The sequence below is a fragment of the Gardnerella washingtoni genome, from assembly GCF_049262705.1.
GTDB classification, from domain to species: Bacteria; Actinomycetota; Actinomycetes; order Actinomycetales; family Bifidobacteriaceae; genus Bifidobacterium; species Bifidobacterium vaginale_D.
On record NZ_CP058398.1, the window covers coordinates 306,283 to 326,479 of the forward strand.

Annotated in this window: 17 protein-coding genes and 2 tRNA genes; 11 read left to right on the forward strand and 8 right to left on the reverse strand. The window is 43.2% G+C overall.

The annotated features are described in order from the left end of the window. Positions 1-142: 142 nt before the first annotated feature. From HXT28_RS00965 to HXT28_RS01005, 9 genes are all read left to right on the forward strand, one after another. Positions 143-1,663 carry a glycine--tRNA ligase gene (locus tag HXT28_RS00965; RefSeq protein WP_016636945.1) on the forward strand — a complete coding sequence of 507 codons (1,521 nt, stop codon included), beginning with the start codon at positions 143-145 and terminating at the stop codon, positions 1,661-1,663. A 91-nt stretch (positions 1,664-1,754) separates the two neighbouring features. After that, entirely contained in the window at positions 1,755-2,909 is a 1,155-nt protein-coding gene (dusB, locus tag HXT28_RS00970; protein WP_016636944.1) for a tRNA dihydrouridine synthase DusB, read from the forward strand. A 202-nt stretch (positions 2,910-3,111) separates the two neighbouring features. Next, entirely contained in the window at positions 3,112-4,329 is a 1,218-nt protein-coding gene (ftsZ, locus tag HXT28_RS00975; RefSeq protein ID WP_422113512.1) for a cell division protein FtsZ, read from the forward strand. Positions 4,330-4,353: 24 nt separating this feature from the next. Continuing rightward, positions 4,354-4,818 (forward strand): cell division protein SepF, encoded by a 465-nt coding sequence (locus HXT28_RS00980; RefSeq protein WP_016636942.1) that lies wholly within the window; start codon positions 4,354-4,356, stop codon positions 4,816-4,818. A gap of 161 nt (positions 4,819-4,979) precedes the next feature. After that, complete coding sequence (gene trmB / locus HXT28_RS00985; protein ID WP_016636941.1) at positions 4,980-5,798, forward strand: tRNA (guanosine(46)-N7)-methyltransferase TrmB; 819 nt, start codon at positions 4,980-4,982, stop codon at positions 5,796-5,798. Positions 5,799-6,211: 413 nt separating this feature from the next. Next, a complete protein-coding gene (locus HXT28_RS00990; protein ID WP_422113678.1) occupies positions 6,212-6,391 on the forward strand; it encodes a hypothetical protein in 180 nt (59 codons plus the stop codon). Positions 6,392-6,947: 556 nt separating this feature from the next. Then, positions 6,948-7,019: transfer RNA gene (locus HXT28_RS00995), tRNA-Glu, on the forward strand. Between the two features lie 704 nt (positions 7,020-7,723). Next, positions 7,724-8,410, forward strand: coding sequence for an ECF transporter S component (locus tag HXT28_RS01000; RefSeq protein WP_016637747.1), 687 nt, complete (start codon positions 7,724-7,726; stop codon positions 8,408-8,410). A 461-nt stretch (positions 8,411-8,871) separates the two neighbouring features. Then, positions 8,872-8,945 (forward strand) — tRNA-Ile (locus HXT28_RS01005). Between the two features lie 80 nt (positions 8,946-9,025). On the opposite strand, the gene HXT28_RS01010 is transcribed toward HXT28_RS01005, so the two are convergent. Both HXT28_RS01010 and HXT28_RS01015 read right to left on the reverse strand, forming a co-directional pair. Beyond that, on the reverse strand, positions 9,026-9,922 hold the full coding sequence (locus HXT28_RS01010) for a carbohydrate kinase family protein (RefSeq protein WP_016637748.1): 897 nt from the start codon (positions 9,920-9,922) through the stop codon (positions 9,026-9,028). Between the two features lie 270 nt (positions 9,923-10,192). Next, positions 10,193-11,788, reverse strand: a complete 1,596-nt coding sequence (locus HXT28_RS01015; protein ID WP_422113513.1) for an aminopeptidase P family protein — start codon at positions 11,786-11,788, stop codon at positions 10,193-10,195. A gap of 264 nt (positions 11,789-12,052) precedes the next feature. On the opposite strand from HXT28_RS01015, the gene HXT28_RS01020 reads away from it, so the two are divergent. After that, positions 12,053-13,546 carry a bifunctional folylpolyglutamate synthase/dihydrofolate synthase gene (locus HXT28_RS01020; protein WP_422113514.1) on the forward strand — a complete coding sequence of 498 codons (1,494 nt, stop codon included), beginning with the start codon at positions 12,053-12,055 and terminating at the stop codon, positions 13,544-13,546. A 123-nt stretch (positions 13,547-13,669) separates the two neighbouring features. Here HXT28_RS01020 and HXT28_RS01025 read toward each other — a convergent pair whose 3' ends face one another. From HXT28_RS01025 to HXT28_RS01040, 4 genes are all read right to left on the reverse strand, one after another. Beyond that, a complete protein-coding gene (locus HXT28_RS01025; RefSeq protein ID WP_016637751.1) occupies positions 13,670-14,395 on the reverse strand; it encodes an aspartate/glutamate racemase family protein in 726 nt (241 codons plus the stop codon). A 35-nt stretch (positions 14,396-14,430) separates the two neighbouring features. Next, entirely contained in the window at positions 14,431-15,672 is a 1,242-nt protein-coding gene (locus HXT28_RS01030) for a hypothetical protein (RefSeq protein ID WP_016637752.1), read from the reverse strand. 119 nt (positions 15,673-15,791) lie between these two features. Further along, positions 15,792-17,582 carry a UDP-N-acetylmuramoyl-L-alanyl-D-glutamate--2,6-diaminopimelate ligase gene (locus tag HXT28_RS01035; RefSeq protein WP_016638075.1) on the reverse strand — a complete coding sequence of 597 codons (1,791 nt, stop codon included), beginning with the start codon at positions 17,580-17,582 and terminating at the stop codon, positions 15,792-15,794. A gap of 84 nt (positions 17,583-17,666) precedes the next feature. Continuing rightward, the gene (locus tag HXT28_RS01040) at positions 17,667-18,446 is read right to left on the reverse strand and encodes an exonuclease domain-containing protein (protein ID WP_032814884.1); all 780 of its coding nucleotides are present in this window, start codon (positions 18,444-18,446) and stop codon (positions 17,667-17,669) included. A gap of 284 nt (positions 18,447-18,730) precedes the next feature. Here HXT28_RS01040 and HXT28_RS01045 point away from each other — a divergent pair, with 284 nt between their 5' ends. Continuing rightward, positions 18,731-19,285 carry a sigma-70 family RNA polymerase sigma factor gene (locus HXT28_RS01045; RefSeq protein WP_032814882.1) on the forward strand — a complete coding sequence of 185 codons (555 nt, stop codon included), beginning with the start codon at positions 18,731-18,733 and terminating at the stop codon, positions 19,283-19,285. 56 nt (positions 19,286-19,341) lie between these two features. Here the strand turns inward: HXT28_RS01045 and HXT28_RS01050 are convergent, their stop codons facing one another. Together HXT28_RS01050 and ybaK are read right to left on the reverse strand one after the other, a co-directional pair. Beyond that, complete coding sequence (locus tag HXT28_RS01050) at positions 19,342-19,416, reverse strand: 50S ribosomal protein bL37 (RefSeq protein WP_369803150.1); 75 nt, start codon at positions 19,414-19,416, stop codon at positions 19,342-19,344. Between the two features lie 137 nt (positions 19,417-19,553). After that, positions 19,554-20,054, reverse strand: coding sequence for a Cys-tRNA(Pro) deacylase (gene ybaK, locus HXT28_RS01055; protein ID WP_016637756.1), 501 nt, complete (start codon positions 20,052-20,054; stop codon positions 19,554-19,556). Positions 20,055-20,197 lie beyond the last annotated feature (143 nt).

Below are 20,197 nucleotides of genomic sequence, written 5' to 3' on the forward strand. Positions count from 1 at the left end.
TGCAACGACAAATAATGCGTCAACAAACCTATAAATTTGCGTTACTGTAACAGTTACTTTACTAATTTTACAAGCGTCACAGGGTTTTTCTATAATAGCAACGTTTTCACCCGAATTTTCTAGTTTTACGAAAAGGTGTATTGTGGCTGTTTCAAAGCTTGATGAAGTCGTCTCCTTGGCTAAGCGTCGAGGATTTGTGTTCCCAGCCGGCGAAATTTACGGTGGTACGCGTTCTGCGTGGGATTATGGTCCGCTCGGTGTTGCGTTGAAAGATAATATCAAGCGCGAATGGTGGCGCTACATGGTAACCACGCGCGGCGATGTTGTTGGCGTGGATACTTCCGTTATTTTGCCTTCTCAAGTTTGGGTTGCTTCCGGCCACGTTTCCGTGTTTAACGATCCTTTGATTGAGTGCTTGAATTGCCATAAGCGTCATCGTGCAGATAAGTTGGAAGAGTCTTATGCTGAAAAGCATGGCGACAAAATGCCAGAAAACGGCTTAAAAGATATTGCTTGCCCAGATTGCGGAACTCGCGGAAACTGGACTGAGCCTCGTGACTTCAACATGATGCTTCGCACGCATTTAGGACCTGTTGAAGACGAAAACAGCTTGCACTATTTGCGCCCAGAAACAGCTCAGGGCATTTTCGTTGACTTTAAGAACGTTATGACTTCTACTCGTCAAAAGCCGCCTTTTGGTATTGCCAATATTGGTAAGTCGTTCCGCAACGAAATTACGCCTGGAAACTTCATCTTCCGAACTCGTGAGTTCGAGCAGATGGAAATGGAGTTCTTCGTTGAACCTGGAACCGACGAAGCTTGGCACCAGTATTGGATTGACACTCGCGTTCGCTGGTATGTGGATTTGGGTGTGAAACCAGAAAACTTGCGCATGTACGAGCATCCTAAGGAGAAGCTCAGCCACTATTCCAAGCGCACTGTCGATATTGAATACAAATTCGGCTTCCAAGGTTCGGATTGGGGAGAGCTTGAGGGTATTGCAAACCGTACTGACTACGATTTGTCTGCTCACGCTAAGCATTCCGGCGAGGATTTGAGCTACTTCAACCAGGCTACTGGTGAAAAGTACATTCCTTACGTTATTGAGCCTGCGGCTGGTCTTACGCGTTCGCTTATGGCATTTTTGGTTGATGCTTACGACGTTGATGAAGCTCCAAACACTAAGGGCGGCGTTGATAAGCGTACCGTTCTTCGACTTGACCCTCGTTTGGCTCCTGTTAAGGCTGCTGTTTTGCCTTTGAGCAAGAAGCCAGAATTGCAAGCTGTTGCTCAAGATTTGGCTGCGGATTTGCGTCAGCATGATTGGGTTATCGATTACGACGAAGCTGGTGCTATTGGTCGTCGCTATCGCCGTGAAGACGAAATTGGTACTCCTTTGTGCGTAACAGTTGACTTCGATACTTTGGAAGACCATGCTGTTACAATCCGCGAGCGCGATACTATGCAGCAGGAACGTGTTTCTATCAACAAAGTTGCAGATTACGTTGCTAGCCGCATTAACGAAAAGCGCGTTAAATATCCGCAAGGTCCTGTTGAAATCGTTGGTACTCGTGCTGCAGATGGCGCTACGGATATTACAAAAGAGGCAGGAGAGGATGAATCTCAGCCTGTACAAATCGCTACTGCTGGCGGATTGTACTAATACGCGTTTGAGTGTAGCTTAAGTATCGCGTAAATGTCGCTTAAGCATTAATAAGCAAAATTATTACTAAAGTGAACGGAGTTAAAGCAATATGAATTTTTCTATAAAACCAGTAGATTTAGGGAAAGTTCATATTGCTACTCCTGTTGTCCTTTCTCCAATGGCCGGTATTACTAACTGGCCTTTCCGCGTAATCTGCCGTGAATATGGTCCAGATGGGTTGTATGTGGCAGAAATGATTACTGCACGAGCATTAGTCGCAAGAAATCCAAAAGCCTTGCGTTTATGCCGTTTTGCACCTAGCGAAAAAGTGCGCTCTTTGCAACTTTATGGTGTAAATCCTTCTATTGTTGAACAAGCTGCTCGAATTGTTGTTGACGAAAACATGGCTGATCACGTTGACTTAAACTTCGGCTGCCCAGTGCCAAAAGTGACGCGACGCGGAGGAGGCTCTGCTCTTCCTTGGAAAACTGATTTGTTACAAGAAATTTTGCATCGCGTTGTTTCCGTTTGCGAGCCAGCAGGAATCCCTGTTACAGCTAAATTCCGTGTTGGTATCGACGAGAGTCACGAAACGTTTATGGAAGCTGGACATATTGCTCAGGAGGAAGGGTGTGCGGCTGTGACTTTGCATGCCCGCACAACTGCAGAATATTACGGTGGTCATTCAGATTGGCAGCGTATTGCTGAGCTTGTAGAAGCGCTTCATATTCCAGTTTTTGGTAACGGTGATATTTGGGGTGCGAATGATGCGCTCGCAATGTTTAAAGAAACAGGTTGTGCTGGCGTTGCTATTGGTCGCGGATGCCAGGGTAGACCGTGGTTATTTGCAGATATTCGTAGCGCTTGTGAAGGTAGTAGTAGTCGCGTGAATCCTACCTTGGCAGAAGTTGGTTCTGTGATTTTGCGTCACTTGAAGCTTTTAGTTGAGTTTTATGATGGCGATGAGCGTATGGCTGTTCATGATTTACGTAAGCATGTTGCATGGTATTTGAAGGGTTTCCCTGTCGGTGGAGGCACGCGTAAAGCGTTTATGGAGTGTGAGTCCGTTGAGGATGTTCAGCGCAATCTTGACATGCTTGATGGTTCTCTTCATCTGCCAGAACAAATCTTAGACACGCCGCGCGGACGTGTACGTTTTGCTAAGAAAGTTCATTTACCATACGGTTGGTTAGATTCGCGTACTACTAGTCATGAGGAGCGCGAAGTTTTGTTTGGTGACGACCCGATGGATGCTAGTTACTAAGTTTTTCTAAGCTTTTTACTATTTTTGCATGGTGAATATTTAGTGAATCTGCGAAGAAAATTGCGCGCCATCTTTATTTGCATATAGCCCGGTGTATTATCAAAGCAGTGACATTTTTTCAGTTTATTGTTAAAACGTCGTCAGTATCGAGCGTTTTGCGCTAAAATATGGTGTAAACGTGCGTGAGTGACAGGAGACAACGGTGAGCGAGATTGCCCAGACTGACAATTTCAATGACAAAACTATCATCAAGGTAGTCGGCGTTGGTGGTGCCGGCGGTAACGCTGTCAATCGGATGATCAGCGAGGGTCTACAGAATGTAGAATTTGTGGCCATTAATACTGACGCTAAAGATTTGCTGCGTTCTGATGCTGATGTAAAGATTTCATTGTCTGATGCTTCAAGTCGAGGATTAGGCGCTGGTGCAGACCCTGAGAAGGGTGCTAAAGCTGCGCAGGATCATCAGTCAGACATCGAGGAGGCACTTAAGGGTGCTGATATGGTGTTTGTGACCTGTGGTGAAGGTGGTGGAACCGGTACAGGTGCAAGCCCGATTGTGGCTCGTGCTGCACATCAGCAAGGGGCTTTAACTATTGCAGTGGTTACGCGACCATTTGGTTTTGAAGGTCCGCAGCGTGCTGCGTCAGCTAAACTTGGCATTGAGAATCTTCGTAAAGAAGTTGATGCGTTGATTGTGATTCCAAACGATCGTTTGTTGGAAATTTCTGATCGTACTATTGGAATTATTGAAGCTTTTAAGACTGCAGATACAGCATTACTTGCGGGTGTTCAAGGCATTACAGATTTGATTACCATGAATTCTTATATTCATGTTGATTTTTCTGATGTTACTGCTGTTCTTCGTGGTGCAGGTACCGCGCTTTTCGGTATTGGTGCTGCAAAAGGCGAGGATCGTGCTACGCAGGCAGCTGAAATTGCTATTAGTTCCCCATTGCTTGAGGAAAGTATTGAGGGTGCTCATGGTGCTTTGATTAATATTGCAGGTCCAAACGATTTGAAACTTCAGGAAGCTTCTGCTGCAACTGAACTCGTTCGTAAGGCTATTCATCCGGAGGCTCAAATTATTTGGGGTCTTTCGTTGGATGATTCTTATGGTGATGAAGTGCGCGTAACTGTTATTGCTGCAGGTTTTGATTCCCATCCTAAGGTTGATGATACATCTGCTAAAGCTGGTCAGTTTGTAGACATGCAAGCTGATGTTAAGCATGTTGCTCCAGCGCAGTCTACTTCAACCGTGAAGGAAGAACATCAAACTGCTCCGCAAGTAGTTGAACAACCTGCTGCTGTGCCTTCAATGTTTGATTCTGCCATGAGTCAGCAATATACATCTACTGCAGCTCCTATTCAGCAATCTGCATCTGAACCGGATGAACTAGATATTCCTGATTTTCTGCGTTAAGCGTCACGAGGGGAGGGTTACTTCATGGCTGGATTTATGAAGAATGTGATGTCATATGTAGGTATGGCGGACGTTCCAGAAGATGATGATTATGTTGAAGCTGATGTTCCAGAAACATCGTTTGACAATGATCGTTCGGTAACTCCTGCTGTGTCGCAGCGTAATGATGACTCGCGAGCTGGTAACGTTTCTGCGCGGTCGAATATTAATCGCATGAGTCGTATTACTACTATTCATCCGAAGTCTTATGATGATGCGCAGATGGTTGGTCGCGCTTTGCGTGATGGCGTACCGGTAGTTCTGAATTTGACTGGTGTAACTGAATCTGTGGCGTATCGTATTGTTGATTTCTCAGCAGGTGTAGTATTTGGCGTGCGCGGCTCTATTGAACGTGTAACTCCTCGCGTCTTTTTACTGAGTCCAGCTCAAGTAAATATTAAAGTAGAGGATGCTCCGAACGGTAGTGCTGCTCGCGATTTATTCTCCTAAAGATTATATTCGTCAATAAAGTTTAATTAAGCAGCGTTTGTTGAATAACTTTCGCTGCTTTTTTATACTTTTTGGTAGCATAAAAACGATGCATACAAGTATGACTAAAATCATGCGAATGTAAACTAAAGGCATGTAGTCCAAATAACGAAAGTAATCTCATGAGCAGTGAAAATGAAAACGAAAACACTATGCAAGCCAAACAACGCACTGTATTGTCGTTTGTGCGTCGTTCTGGACGCTTAGATGCGCGTTTACAGCACGCTCAGGAGCGTTATGCAAGTCAGTACCTACTAGACGTTACTCAAGCTCCTGGCTCCTTTAGATTGCGCGAAAATTTGTTCATTACGCCTGATTGGATCAAAGATAATTGGGGCAATGATAATCCGCTTATTGTTGAAATTGGTTCCGGACAGGGCGAAAACATTGTTGCTGCAGCTGAACGTTTGCCAGAAACTAATTTCTTGGCGCTTGAAGTTTATGATCCAGGCGTTGCTCACACCATGCTTCTTGCTGGAAAGCAAGGTTTAACTAATCTTCGTATTGCGCAAATTAACGCTCCTGATTTCTTTGCTGCATGCGATTTAGGAGTTTTAGAAGAGGTTTGGACTTTCTTCCCGGATCCATGGCCTAAAATGCGCCACCATAAGCGTCGTATCGTGCAGCCAGAGCTTGCTTCTGAAATCCACCATGCATTGCGTAAAGAGGGCGTGTGGCGCATTGCTACAGATATTGAGGATTATGCTTTGCATGTTCACGAGATTATGGATTCTCGTAAAGATTTTGCAAATATTGGTGAATTAAAAGTAAGCCTTCCAACTGAGCACGTTGGAAAAGGTACAGCCGATACTGCAGCAACTCTTCCACACGCAGATTTTAGCGAATCTGAGCGTTTTGCCGGTCGTGTTCTTACGAATTTTGAGCGCAAAGGTTTGGATGCTGGTCGCACTATTCACGACTTTACTTACATAACACAATAATGCTCTGCAGACATCGATTTTTCTGTTGATTAGTGAACACTAGCATTCGCGCTGCGAAGACACGCTCGCGTGGGTAACGCGCTCGCTACGAAACTCGCGTTGGAAGTCCACTGGACTTCCAACTTAAGCGACTTTCCGCTCCGAGTTGCTTTCGCGCGCGCTGTGCTGCGCTCAAGCAGGTCGTCAGCGCACACTAGTCACAACCTAGTTTCTAAAGTACATCCACACTAATCTGCCTTGCCTTCGTCAATCGAGACGAAGGCAGACCTCGCTTGCGTTGAAAGCACACTTTGCTTTCAACTCTGAGCAAGCTCGGCGCTCCGAATTGCTTTCGCGCGCTAAATCGCAGCGCTCAGGCAGGTCGTCAGCGCACACTAGTCACAACCTAGTTTCTAAAGCACAGCCACACTAACCTGCCCTGCCTTCGTCAATCGAGACGAAGGCAGACCTCGCTTGCGTTGAAAGCACACTGTGCTTTCAACCCTAAGCAAGCTCGGCGCTCCGAATTGCTTTCGCGCGCTAAATCGCAGCGCTCAGGCAGGTCGTCAGCGCACACTAGTCACAACCTAGTTTCTAAAGCACAGCCACACTAACCTGCCCTGCCTTCGTCAATCGAGACGAAGGCAGACCTCGCTTGCGTTGAAAGCACACTGTGCTTTCAACCCTAAGCAAGCTCGGCGCTCCGAATTGCTTTCGCGCGCTAAATCGCAGCGCTCAGGCAGGTCGTCAGCGCACACTAGTCACAACCTAGTTTCTAAAGCACAGCCACACTAACCTGCCCTGCCTTCGTCAATCGAGACGAAGGCAGACCTCGCTTGCGTTGAAAGCACACTGTGCTTTCAACCCTAAGCAAGCTCGGCGCTCCGAATTGCTTTCGCGCGCGCTACGCTTTGAGCGCGAAAGCAGGTCGTCGCGCACGCCAAGCACTCCTATCTACGCACACCACCGCAGCTTAATTGCGATACTTTAGTTGCACTTAGTAAACCACGTACTTTGCGTAACAAACTCATAGACAATACGCAAGAACATCGAAAGAAAAAATAAAGCTAATCCTACAAACACACACGCAATTAAGTTGTACTTAATCTCGACACGCCGTGAGTTGCACTTCGTTGTTTAGAGTGTTATTATCATATGGTTTGGTTCGAAGCCCCCTTCGTCTAACGGTTAGGACACCAGACTTTCAATCTGACAACAAGAGTTCGACTCTCTTAGGGGGTACAAGTTGTTACGCCGTTGATTTTTCAGCGGCGTTTTTTTTTATTTGTGGATCGGTGGCAAGCTGGGGTAAGCGGCAAAAAGTGTAAAGCTAAGCTGCTGAATATTCTGTGGCATAAACCATAGCCTCAGCACTGTTAAAACGCAGTCAAGTATCTGAGAAAGTAACGGTCATATGTTACTTACGCAGTAGCTGATCTGCGTTAGTAACGAATAATTGCGATTTAGCGTTATTCGCGCAGTACGTAATCTGCATTAGTAACAGAGTTTGACGATTTATTGTTAAATATTCAGCTAATACCTACTTTGAACGTTGCTTAGCATACGAAATAGCCCACATTCGATATATCGCAAGCCTTACTGTCATAAGGGTTATGAGCCTATTTTTACACAGTTTTGTCCGTGTGACGAATGTGCAGAAAATAGATTCGATTACCGCAAAACGCTTGTATCGCAAGGCCTAAGACATGATTTCTTACACACTTTTCGACCTACAGCCGCCGGGTTGCATGTTGTATTTTGACCTATAACCTTTGTATTTTTTATAGATTGTTATAAGTTTCGTAAATATTACAAATATCACAAAACGTATGTTGTACTCAACATGAGTGATAGACTTACTCGTTGGTGCTTCTGCCCGGGCTGCGCAGGTCAGGGAGTGCTATCTCAGTAATGTACAATGCGTGGCAGTAAGATAAGGATTTCTTATGAGTGATATTTTTAACACTAATATTGATAACGATTCATTACCATCATCTACCCCTATAACAGATAAGGCGGATGCACTATCTAATACTGAGCCTTCTGTTGTTACTAATATGCGCTGGCGTATTGCTGATATTGCTTTAGGATCTGCTCTTGCTGCTGTTTTTGGTGTTATTCTATGCGGATATGGTTTGGTATTTATTCCATTAATTCGTACTTTGAATGCCGCTGTTCTTCCTGGTTTTGCTAGCATTACTCACGGTGTGTGGTATTTATCGGGTACTCTTGCAGTACTTTTGATTCGTAAGCCTGGCTCTGCTGTATATGTGAATGTTGTTGGAGCACTTGTGCAAGTGTTGCTTGGTTCACCATTTTCGTTTAATAGCACAATTGTTGCGGCATTGATGCAGGGTGTGTTTGCAGAGATTCCGTTCTTAATTTTCCGCTTGCGTAAGTTTAATCTTACTTTGAGCATTATTTCTGGTTTGCTTGTAGCGCTTGAATATGGTGTGTTCTTGACGTTTACTAAGTATCAGGCTAAGACTCCTGCATATATTACGATTCATATGATTACGGAGCTTATAAGTGGTTTCTTGCTTTCTGGCGTACTTGTGTGGTTTGTGTACTTAGCGCTGCGAGCAACTGGTGCTCTTGATAACTTCGCATCTGGACGCTCTGACCGAGCTTGAAATCATTGGGATTTCAAGCTCCTTCAGAGCGTCGAGCTTGCTCAGGTTGAAAGCACGGTGTGCTTTCAACGCAAGCGAGGTCTGCCTCCGTCGTTATTGACGGAGGCAGATTTTGGTTGGTGTGGTTTTGTGGTGGGTTTTGTTTTTGTTTGTTTGGGTTTTGACCGAGCTTGAAATCATTGGGATTTCAAGCTCCTTCAGAGCGTCGAGCTTGCTCAGGTTGAAAGCACGGTGTGCTTTCAACGCAAGCGAGGTCTGCCTCCGTCGTTATTGACGGAGGCAGATTTTGGTTGGTGTGGTTTTGTGGTGGGTTTTGTTTTTGTTTGTTTGGGTTTTGACCGAGCTTGAAATCATTGGGATTTCAAGCTCAGTAATTCTAAGCAAGCTTAAAAATTCGACTCACTGAGTTGGCGACGTTTATGGGTATGTGCTAATCTAGTCGTTGCTAACTTTGTTAGCGTGGGGCTTTAGCTCAGTCGGTTAGAGCAGCGGACTCATAATCCGTCGGTCCAGGGTTCAAGCCCCTGAGGCCCCACGAACTAAATAACGCCACTTCATAGTTTATGGAGTGGCGTTATTGATTTTATGAGTTAAATTTTATTTTTTATTTTATTTTTATTTTCCGGCTTTTGCTAAATAATCCGGTATTTGCTTTGGATACTTAGGCCATGCTCCTTCTTGAGTGCATACGAATGCAGCGGTATTAACGGCTGCTCGATGCGCCTCTTGCAAGCTTTCGCCTTTAAGAATATGTGCTGCGAATGTTCCTGAGAACGAGTCCCCAGCACCAACTGTGTCAAGAACTTCAACGTGTGGCGTTGGTATAGTAGAGCTTTCTCCGGTGCTAGTAGTAATCGTACTAAAAGTAGAGCCGCCTGTAAGAATCACATAATCTAGTCCGTAACGAGCTTGGAACCACTTGCAAGCTTCCTCGTCTGAAGTGTCGCGAATATTGAACATATCGCGCAATAAGAATAGTTCCGAATCGTTAAGCTTAAATACTGTGGCTTCTTGAAGTAATGTGTCAATAAGATCCTTAGAGTAATGGTCGCTTCGAATGTTTATGTCGAAGAACTTCATTGCTCCAGGCTTAGTATGCTTTAACAATTGTAAAATTGTGTCGTGAGTTTCTTGAGAACGTAAGCTTAGAGTGCCAAAGCATACCGCATCTGCTCGTTCTACTAAATCAATGAGTTCTCGAGTGTAAAGAATATGATCCCATGCTATATTTCGCAGAATAGTGTACTCTGGTATTCCCTTTTTTAGCGTTACTTCCACAGTGCTTGTTGGCCACGCGTTGCGTTGAATAATTGAAGTGATTCCAGCTTTGTTCACTTTGTCAATCAGCTCATCGCCGAGTTGGTCTTGACCAACAGCACTAATCATGCAACTTTGTGCTCCGTGGCACTGTGCATGATATGCAAAATTTGCTGGCGCTCCGCCAACACGTTTTCCGTGTGGAAGTAAATCCCATAAAAGTTCGCCGAGTGAAAGAACAATTGGCTTAGACATAACATTCCTTTCGCGCGCGCCAGTGCAGCAAGTAGTGCGTGCCTAACGTAATACACGAGCTACTAACTTGATAAAAGCATTTCGTGCAAATTTTGCTTATAAAATTGCTATATAAACAATTATGGTGCGCCCTTGCGATAAGTAACATGCATAATGCGTGTTACGTTTTACGAGAACGCACCATAAGCACTACTTAAACATGCAAACTATCAGATTCCACTAATAGGACACTGATTGCATGAGTAGCATATTTTCTATTGTGTAATTATTTTAATGGTTAAAAATGTCGTTTTTGCCAGCTTGCTCAGCCATCCATGCTTCTACGTCATCGATTTGCTTTGGAATGTCAATAGAAAGCCATTCTGGACCGTTTTCAGTCATCAGAACATCGTCTTCAATACGAATTCCAATTCCGCGCATTTCTTCCGGCAACATTAAATCGTTAGCTGCAAAATACAATCCTGGCTCAATTGTAAAGATCATGCCTGGAGTAATTTTTGCACCTTGATAAGACTCGTAGCGTGCTTGAGCGCAGTCGTGTACGTCTAAGCCAAGATGGTGAGCTACGCCGCAAGCGTGCCAGCGGCGATGTTGCTGGCCTTCTGGTGAAAGTGATTCTTCAACGCTTACTTTCAAAATTCCCCATTCATGCAAGTGTTCAGCTAATACGCGCATGCAAGCATGGTGAATATCGGAGTAGGTGGCACCTGGTTTAGCGGCCTCAAAACCAGCTTGTTGAGCGTCAAGAACGCACTGGTAAAGCTTCTTTTGCAAGTCAGTAAATTTGCCGTTTGTTGGGAAAGTACGTGTAATGTCAGCAGTATAGAGGCTGTTAACTTCAACGCCAGCATCAATAAGCAACAAATCGCCGCTAGAAACCACACCAGTGTTGCGCATCCAATGCAAAATTGGAGCGTGCTTGCCAGAAGCAACAATGGTGTCGTAACCGACTTCGTTGCCTTCTTCGCGAGCAACAGAATTAAAAGCACCCTCAATCATGCGTTCGGAATGTTCTTTTCCAAGCGCTTGAGGCAATCTCGTAAGCATGCGGTCAAAACCAAGCTTTGTTGCAGTTATGGCTTTGCGCATTTCTCGAATTTCGTAATCATCTTTAAGCATACGTGCTTCTGCAGCGAATTCGTGCAGCTTGTCATCAGCAGAAGTGTTTGCGTCTTCGTCTGTAAATCCGCTTGCTTCGCGCATTGTTTCAACTTTTGCGGTAAGCTCCGGGTCGGTTTCTCGAATAATTCGAACGCGAACGCCTTCGCCATTTGCGTCGTCGCTTACATTCTTGGAAATAGCATCGTCAAGTTCTGCAATATCGCGCGTTTCAATGCCGGTCATGGCTTTAAGCTCTTTTAAGCCTGCGCGTGGACCAACCCAGTATTCGCCGTAGTGAGGATCCTTATAGAAAGCTGCAGTGCTGTTATCTGCACGTGGAGCCACAAAAAGCTCTGGAATATGATTTTTGCCAGCTTTAGCTTCCTCACTGTCTTCGCTTACAGGTTCCATAACAAGTACTGCACCAGCTTCATAATCTTGACCTAATCCAGTGTAGTAAGCGAAAGTAGTGTCTGGACGGAAGGCGTAATCGCAGTCGTTATTGCGTACTTTTGGTTGTCCTGCAGGAATAACTAAGCGTTCGCCTGGGAAACGTTTGCTAAGAGCTTCTAAGCGAGCTGGAATGTACTTGCTGGACTCAAGTGGTTTAACTTCCGGTTCCTGATTATCCCAGCTGCTTGTCATAAAATCTTTAAAAGAATTACTATTTGGACGAAGAGAACGATTATTTACTCGATCTTCTGCTTTTTGTGTTCCATCAGCTTTTAATTCTTCGCCATGCTCTGTTGGCGTATATTCTGCCATTATGAGACTCCTTAACTCTTCTTTTCGCATGCAAAAAGTCAATACATGAGACAATATAAACTAACATAGTCTTATTTGCTATTTTATGCGAGTTTTTCATGGTGAAAGCGCAAGATTTTATATGTAATTTACAAAGCAAGTTGTTTTTGCTTGAATGATGTGAATATTGTCACAGTATATTCATGTGTGCGTGTGTTGTTGGTATCAACTAATCTAGATAGTTGGGAAATGAGTAAGCGAGCGTCATAAAAGGGGAGTGTAGTTATGTCTATGGAACATCCAAATCGTAACAATGAGCGAATTATTGATATTGAGCGCAATATTATGAGCCGCGCTCCTGAGCATAATAAAACTAATCTCGATCTAGACAGGATGCGCTTAATTCTCGATATTCTTGGGCATCCTGAAAAGTCTATGCACGTTATTCATATTACTGGCACGAATGGCAAGGGTTCTACTGCTCGCATGGCTGAGTCGTTGTGCCGAGCATACGGTTTGCGCACGGGGCTTTATACCTCTCCGCATTTAGAGCGCATAAATGAGCGTATTATGATTGACGGCCAAGAAATCAGCGATGACGATTTTATTGACGTTTGGGATCAAATGAAAGATATTATCGACATGGTTGATGCTCGCATGGAAGCTGACGGTAAGCCAAAAATGAGCTTTTTTGAAGTGCTTACGGCCATGGCGATTTGGGCTTTTGTGGATGCTCCTGTTGACGTTGCTGTTATGGAAGTTGGCATGGGTGGCGAATGGGATGCTACGAATGTTATGAATGCTGATGCTGCAATTATTGGGCCTGTGGATATGGACCACATGCAGTGGCTTGGAAACACTGTTGAGGAGATTGCTCGCACAAAAGCTGGCATTATTAAGCCAAATTGCACTGTAATTTTAGGTCCTCAACCACATGAAGATGAAGTTTTGCCGATTATTAAGGAAGTTGCTGAGCGTAATCATGCTACATTATTGCGCGATTCTTCTTATGGTGACGGCGAGCTTGAAGTTGTGTCTCGTACTCCTGCAGTTGGTGGCCAGGTTGTTACTTTGCGCACGCCTCTTGGTACTTATGAGGATGTGCCAATTGATAAGTTTGGTAAACATCAAGCGCATAATGCTTTGGCGGCGCTTGCTGCTGCAGAGGTTGTGCTTCCTATAAATGGTGCTTTGGACGGTGATTTAGTTGCGGAAGCTTTAAGTCAGGTTAAGGTTCCGGGTCGTATTGAGCAGGTTCGTACTTCGCCGACGATTATTGTTGACGGTGGTCATAATGTGAATGCTGCTGAGTCTCTTCGTGAAACTATTGAAGAAAACTATCATTTTGAGCAGCTTATTGGCGTTGTTGCAATGATGGCAGATAAGCAGGTTGAAGAATACTTGGGTGTGCTCGAGCCTATTTTGACGAAGATTATTGTGACTCGTAATTCTTGGCGCGACCGTGTGATGGATCCAGAAGATCTTGAGAAGATTGCTGTAGGCGTATTTGGTAGGGATCGCGTGATTCGTGTCGATGAGCTTCCAGATGCTATTCAGACGGCTGTAAATCTGGTTGATGAAGACGATGAACTTGGCGTGGGTTATGGTCATGGTGTGCTTATTTGTGGTAGCTTTGTTACGGCAGGAGACGCTCGCACCATGCTTGTTGAACATGTGAATCCGGACTTACAAAAACCAAAAGATCAGCGCGACGCAATTTATCCGAATATTGACGAATCTGTAAATGAAAACAAGTCTGTAAATCACACAGTGCAATAAATAGTTCATCTATTCAAAGCATTGCCCCAATTTGAAATTCTCCACAAGAATTGCCCCCAAGATTATGAATGTAAATAATCAAAGGGGCAATTTGCTACTGAGTCACGTTACTTGTTTATTAACTCACTTACGCAAAGATTGAGCTTTCTCTACAGTATTCTTTACTAGTACTGCTTGCGCATCGACTAGCGGAATTTGTGGAAGTGGGAAAGCTTCGTTCAGTACGCTCAACTCTGTGCATCCCAAAATAAGTGCGTCACAATGGAAGCTTCCTACAGGGTCGAGCATTTCGCTTAATACCGATTCGTAACGGTGCAAGTCAAGGTCTCCTGTGCCTTTTACGTCGTCATAAATAAGTGAAGTAATACGATTTTGTAAATTATCGTCCGGTGCTACAAACGTGTATCCTGCTTCTTCAATAGCGCGTTGGTACACGCCTGCTTTACGTGATCCTGCAGTACCTAGGAATCCAATACGATTGCATTGAGACTTTGGGTAACGTTGAGCAACTTCAGCTACAGCACCACGTGGCATATGCATAATCGGCACAGTAGTAAGCGCTTGGAATTGGTCATAAAAGTAGTGTGCAGTATTGCACGTAAGTACAATAAAAGCAGCCCCCATTGCTGTTGCTTTAGCTATGTCATCCGCAAGAACAGGGAATGGGTTCTCTGCTGATTTGCCAATAATATATGCTGTTCTATCTGGCACAGAAGCGTCATTAAATACTACATAGTCTAAAAATTCTTGATCATTATGCGCATGTGTTTCTTTGTTCAGTAAACGAATATAGCTTTCTGTTGCAAGAGTTCCCATGCCGCCAAGTACAGCAAAAAACGGACGTTTCATTGTCTCATATTCCCTTCAAAGTTACGCAATAATTTTCACGCTTTATTGCGGAAAAATTCTGCGTAACGTTTTGTGTAAATTGAAAACATGTGGCGAATCATCAACCAACGTAGCAGATTCATATCCTTCTTATATTCTAGCGTAGTGCCCCAATCGCCTTGACGAATCATATGGAGACCGCGCGTTTTTTCATCGCCCTCTGCTACATAATCGCAAAAGATGGATCGCGGAATTTCCATCCACAACTTTTCTCCACGACCAAATACAGTATTTCCGTCAAAAGGCTTGTGATCAATTAAATCCTCAACAAAATATTGCGCAATATTAAATCCGTTTAAAGTGACGAAATAACTGGAACGTCCTTGTCGTAAGTTGATTTCAAAAAGCTTATACTTGCCGTCGCGCTCATCGTATTTCATATCGAAATTAGCTACACCAACGTAATGTATATCTTCCAAAAATGCTTTAATATTTTGGAAAACTTCCTCGTTATAATCTGGAATAATGGCTGCATAATTACCGATTGCTTCTGGAGTTGGATCCTCAAGCAGAGGGTGACCGAGGAACATCATGCGTACATGATGGTCACTGTCAACGTAAGCATTGAGCACACGCATGCGGCTATCGTCCCCAGGAATGAAGTCCTGCAAAATCATTTCGCCAGTGTATCCGGCTTGATATGAGCGCTGAATAAGTGTATCAAGATCTTCTGGATTATCAATAATAAACGCCTTTTTGCGTCCCTCAAAATCAACGTCAAGCCATTGCGTACTATTCGCTGGTTTCATAGCAATAGGGAAGTCGAATGGCAAATCTTTATATGCATGAGCTGCTACTTCTTCAGCGTTTACAACTTTAGTTTTTGGATGAGGAAGATTGTATTGTTCACAAGTTTTATAGAATGAGCTTTTAAGGCTAAGCTGGCGATTGAGTGAATTTGGCAATGTGTGGAAAGCAAAATATTGATGCAATTCGTCTCCGCATTGGCTTAAAAGATTCGCGTACACATCGCCGCAAGGAATAAGCAGCAGCTTGATATGAGGATGTTCATTCTGCCATGAGTGAGCAAAATCAAGCATTGTGCTGCGGAATGTAGGAAGTTCGCCGAAGCCAGGAACAATTCTTACATCGACAATTTTACTGAATTTTGTAGGCGAAAGCTGGAAGTGTGCAAAAGCAATGGAAGTAATACCGTATGCTTCATGGAATGCTCGAGCCATACCGTAAGCATTAATATCACTGCCGAGTAGTACAGGTTGAAATCGTTGATTCTTCATTTGTGTCTTCTTTATTTGTTTTTTAGTTTGTTACTTAGTTTGTTTTTAGTTTGTTACTTAGTTATGTAGTAATTGTATTTATGTTATTCGTATATTTTTCAGACTTTTGCATAAGTATATTACAAGCCGAAAAGACGTTTTATTACAAACGAATCACCCTCATATGGCACATGCTGTCGTTTGCTTTTAATCCAACGTTCGTCGCCTTTTCCAATAGCAAGAAGAATGTTTAATCTTCCATTTTTTTGTTCGCTGTTTGCCGCATCGTTGTAAGCGTATTCTATTGCTTCGGCTCTGTCGATAATAATGTGTGACAAAACATTTGGATTAGTGACGTAACTTTGCATACTGTCACAAATATGCCTTACGTCTTCAGTATCAGTGTCTTCAGTAGTGAAAATAAACTGTTCTATACGGTTTTGTGCGGCTTCAACAATCTCTTTGCGACGATCCACAGCTTTGTCTCCTGTTGAGCCTGTTATAAGCGTTATTCGTGGATTATATTGGCCATAGCGTTCTTCTACAAAATCAAGAACTGATTTCGTAGAAATATAATTGTGCGCATAGTCAACAACCGCAATCATATTTGAGTGAGTATCTTCAAAAACTTCCATGCGTCCAGAAATTTTTACGTTCTCAATAGCATGTAAAGCTTGTAGATCGGTGTCTTGATTAATGCCCAATTCTCCTGCAATAGCAATAGCAGCTAACGCATTTTCGTAATTAAAATCTCCTGCAATAGACAATGCGAATTCGTCAATAGGGCAGTAGTGCACGTCTTCTTCGTAGTCCCTATCTTCGTAGTCGTCGTCTTCGCTTGAGTCTCGCATAGCGATGCAATGTGATTCACTATGTTCTACTGGCATTGCAATGTAGTCAGGAGTAAGTAATTCTGTGTAATCGTCATCGTTAACAGATGTGCAATAATGTATGCGATCATCGTCAAGATCATCGAAATTGTCATTTTTGCAAGCGTTGCTGTCTATTTCATCTTTTTTAATGCGAGCAAACGTTGTTACAAGCACATCATTGCGCTCGGCATCTTGTAAAAGAAGATCTGCATGATCGGCATCAGAATTGAGTACTAAGTGCTTAGTATTTGCAATAATTTGTCGTTTGCAATACAAGTAATCTTCAAAAGTTGGGTGCTCAATAGGGCTAATGTGGTCTGGGCTGATATTCAGGAATGCAGCAACATCAAATTTAAGACCATAAACACGATTTACTTTGTATGCTTGCGAAGAAACCTCCATAACAAGGTATTTCATGCCATTATCTACCGCTTCACGCATCATTTGGAAAGCGTCGAAACTTTCTGGAGTAGTTAAATGAGATTCAACATAATTTTTTCCGTCTACGCAATTATCTACCGAAGAAAATAGTGCAGCTCTTCCATGAGAATGCGCACTAAGAATAGCGTGAGTAAAGTAAGCTGTAGTCGTTTTGCCTTTAGTTCCTGTAATGCCAACAACTGTAAGATCTTTTTGTGGATTTCCAAAGAATGCTGCTGCGAGTACACTCATTGCTTTACGAGCATCAGTAACAATCAATCCAACCGCATTAGTGTAATCAGCGTAACTTTGTTCAGCAACATATGCTGTGAGGCCTTTACTGTCAGCATGTAATAGATACTCTGGTTTAAAATTACCTTTGACAAACAGTAAAGTTCCGGGTTGAATATCGCGTGTATCGTATGTAGCGTGAGCAAAGGGCTCACTTGCATTAATACTGGCAAAACAAGATGTGTCTAAAGACCAAATTTCATTTCGTGCATGCGTAGGATCTGCACTATTTTCGTTGTTTGTAGCAATATTATTTGAATTATAGTGTTGAATCATTTCGCGCAATAAACCGTAATGTTGCAAAAGTTCACTTGCGCTTGTTAAAGACAACGTATTATGCATGCTCATACTTTACTTCTTTTCACCAAACATGAGGATTTCATCGTAGAAAATAACTACTACGAAATGAGATTTTGTTATATTACAAGAGACTTATAACCATGTTCCAGTAATCGGCTCACGTCCATGGGATTGCAACCACCGGTTGAAACTATCTCGCCACTGAAGATAAGCGGATCGTTGCCACTCCATGATAGTAGCTAATGTCATACTACTCACGCATTCGTAAAGTTGACTCATTGGCTCAATTAAATCAAGAGCTGCAACTGTGTCTGCAGTAGCATCATGAAAATCGCCGATTGGTTCAACTCCGTAAAATTGCGAAGTAACAGTAAGTGTACGTTTACCAGTTCGCTTAGAAATAGCGCGATCAATAACGAGTGGATCGACAGTAAGTACATCATGGTTATTCAGTGTGGATATTGAGCAAGCCGGGCGTTGATCTAATGAAGTAAGTTCCCAGCGTTGCAAATCATGACGCAACATTGCTACGTCAAAAGGTGCATTGTAAGCCAGTAATGGAATATTTTTCGCTTGGGCAGTACTTACTGCAAGTGCTAGCAATTCAAGTTCTTCTGCAGGCTCTCCACCGTGTTTTTGTAAATATTCGTCGGTAAATCCGTTTACTTCGCTTGCTTTAGGATTCATGGGTTGATGTGGATTAATCAGCCAAGTAGATACTGTGTCTCCTTTGTGACCTAATGCAGGATTGCGAAGTACGAGGGTTGCAGAAGCGATGGCATCTTTGCCAATATTTGCTCCAGTTGTTTCAGTATCGAAGCCAAGCAGCCACGACTCTGCAAGGGGAGTGTTTTCCTCTTGGAATGGTGCTGCATTTAAAGCATCTAACAATTCATTAATGTTCGTTGGCATAGTCATAATATTACCGCAACGTCATGTTATGGTACATGGCGATGGCATGTTGCTCAGTAATGCCATCGCATCTTAGCAAAAGTGTAGTGTAATAATTAAAAGCGTGATTGCTGTCTTATAACTTGTGCAAATAAGCATCGTTTAAGAGTATGATATTGCTTATGAGTAAGCAGCAACGAACAGGTAAGCAGTCTGTTCAAAAACATAGTGCGCTAAAACAGGATACTTTGAAGAAGCCGATTGCTGCGCTACGTTCGCGTATTATATCTCCTCAATATTGCGGTATGGGTTCTTGTCAGCGTCGTAAACAATTTGAACAATTAGTTACTCCTTGCGTAGATACGTTGTATGCGCAAGCAGTACGACTTACTCATAATGCGCAAGATGCCCAAGATTTAGTACAAGATACTTTTGAGCGTGCTTTGAAATCTTTTGCAACATTCCAAGAGGGTACGAATTTTGCAGCATGGATTAATAGGATTGAGAAAAATCTGTATTTTAATCAATACGCACAAGCAAAACGGCGCCCACAGCGAGCTAATGACGCCACTGGTGAATATGACGATTGGGATATTTATGAAGCTTCTAATCACTGCCCACAGGGCTTACTTTCTGCAGAACAAGAGTATTTAGAAAGATTTGCTCCTCAAGAAATTATGTCAGCCTTATGTGCTTTACCTTCTGACCGTAGAAAAGTTTTTATCGAAGCTGCCATTAATGGAAAATCGTATAAGCAAATTGCTCAAGAAGAGGGCATAAAAATTGGTACAGTTATGAGCCGACTTAATCGAGCACGTACGCAATTAAAGCGCGAACTTGCTAATTATGTCAGTGAATAAAACAAAAAGCCCACGATGAACGTGGGCTTTACAGTATGTATAAGCGAATTTATAGCTTAAGCATTTGGCCTTTTGCCGTGATTCGCTGCTTTTTTACGACGCGCCTTGCGCTTGCGGCCACGCATACCCATAATGCACTCCTTAACGATTAATGAACAACCTTAGGGATTATCGCACGTTGCCAAGACGTTATATTTGTCAACGTACTAATCTTGTGTGAGTAATCACTTGTTGGTAGCAATATTTGCAGTGATAAAGCTTATGTTGCTTATGCTGCAATATCTGCTACAGTTGCATTTAATAATGTTACGATGTCTTGAGGATTAAGCACTACATCCAAGCCGCGTTTTCCTCCAGAAACAAGAATCTCATTAAATTGCATAACGCTACTATCAAGCACTGTTTCATGATGCGTTTTTTGTCCGAATGGTGAAATGCCTCCAACTACGTAGCCGCTTTCGCGTTGTGCAACTTCTGGACTTGTCATACTTGCTTTCTTTGCGTGTACTGCGCCGGCGATTGCTTTCATATTGAGACGTCCGTTTACTGGAACAATTCCAACTACTCGCTTTTCACCAGTGTCAACCATAAGAGTTTTGCAAACTTGAGCTGCACTTACGCCTAGCTTCTCAGCAGCCTCAATTCCGTAGCCGTCGTCCATATGATCTGCGTCATGCTCGTACTCTGCTATGCGGAAGGTGATTCCTGCGTTTTCGAGTTGCGCAATAGCTGGTGTTGCTTTTCCGGTTGTCGCATGTTTTTTACTCATTGTGTTCCCCTTAGTGTTGCGTATTGTGATAGCAATTTTGTGTTACATGATATGCTATACCGACTATTGACTTAATGTAAATCTAAACAATAATCCCCTTGTGTAGCTTAGAAAGCAGCACAAGGGGATTATAATTCGCTATT

Excerpts from the sequence above, each read along its gene's own strand:
- dusB (WP_016636944.1), top strand. The coding sequence starts at position 1,755 with ATGAATTTTTCTATAAAACCAGTAGATTTAGGGAAAGTTCATATTGCT.
- HXT28_RS00980 (WP_016636942.1), top strand. The coding sequence starts at position 4,354 with ATGGCTGGATTTATGAAGAATGTGATGTCATATGTAGGTATGGCGGAC.
- trmB (WP_016636941.1), top strand. The coding sequence starts at position 4,980 with ATGAGCAGTGAAAATGAAAACGAAAACACTATGCAAGCCAAACAACGC.
- HXT28_RS01000 (WP_016637747.1), top strand. The coding sequence starts at position 7,724 with ATGAGTGATATTTTTAACACTAATATTGATAACGATTCATTACCATCA.
- HXT28_RS01010 (WP_016637748.1), bottom strand. The coding sequence starts at position 9,922 with ATGTCTAAGCCAATTGTTCTTTCACTCGGCGAACTTTTATGGGATTTA.
- HXT28_RS01015 (WP_422113513.1), bottom strand. The coding sequence starts at position 11,788 with ATGGCAGAATATACGCCAACAGAGCATGGCGAAGAATTAAAAGCTGAT.
- HXT28_RS01020 (WP_422113514.1), top strand. The coding sequence starts at position 12,053 with ATGTCTATGGAACATCCAAATCGTAACAATGAGCGAATTATTGATATT.
- HXT28_RS01025 (WP_016637751.1), bottom strand. The coding sequence starts at position 14,395 with ATGAAACGTCCGTTTTTTGCTGTACTTGGCGGCATGGGAACTCTTGCA.
- HXT28_RS01030 (WP_016637752.1), bottom strand. The coding sequence starts at position 15,672 with ATGAAGAATCAACGATTTCAACCTGTACTACTCGGCAGTGATATTAAT.
- HXT28_RS01035 (WP_016638075.1), bottom strand. The coding sequence starts at position 17,582 with ATGAGCATGCATAATACGTTGTCTTTAACAAGCGCAAGTGAACTTTTG.
- HXT28_RS01040 (WP_032814884.1), bottom strand. The coding sequence starts at position 18,446 with ATGCCAACGAACATTAATGAATTGTTAGATGCTTTAAATGCAGCACCA.
- HXT28_RS01045 (WP_032814882.1), top strand. The coding sequence starts at position 18,731 with ATGGGTTCTTGTCAGCGTCGTAAACAATTTGAACAATTAGTTACTCCT.
- ybaK (WP_016637756.1), bottom strand. The coding sequence starts at position 20,054 with ATGAGTAAAAAACATGCGACAACCGGAAAAGCAACACCAGCTATTGCG.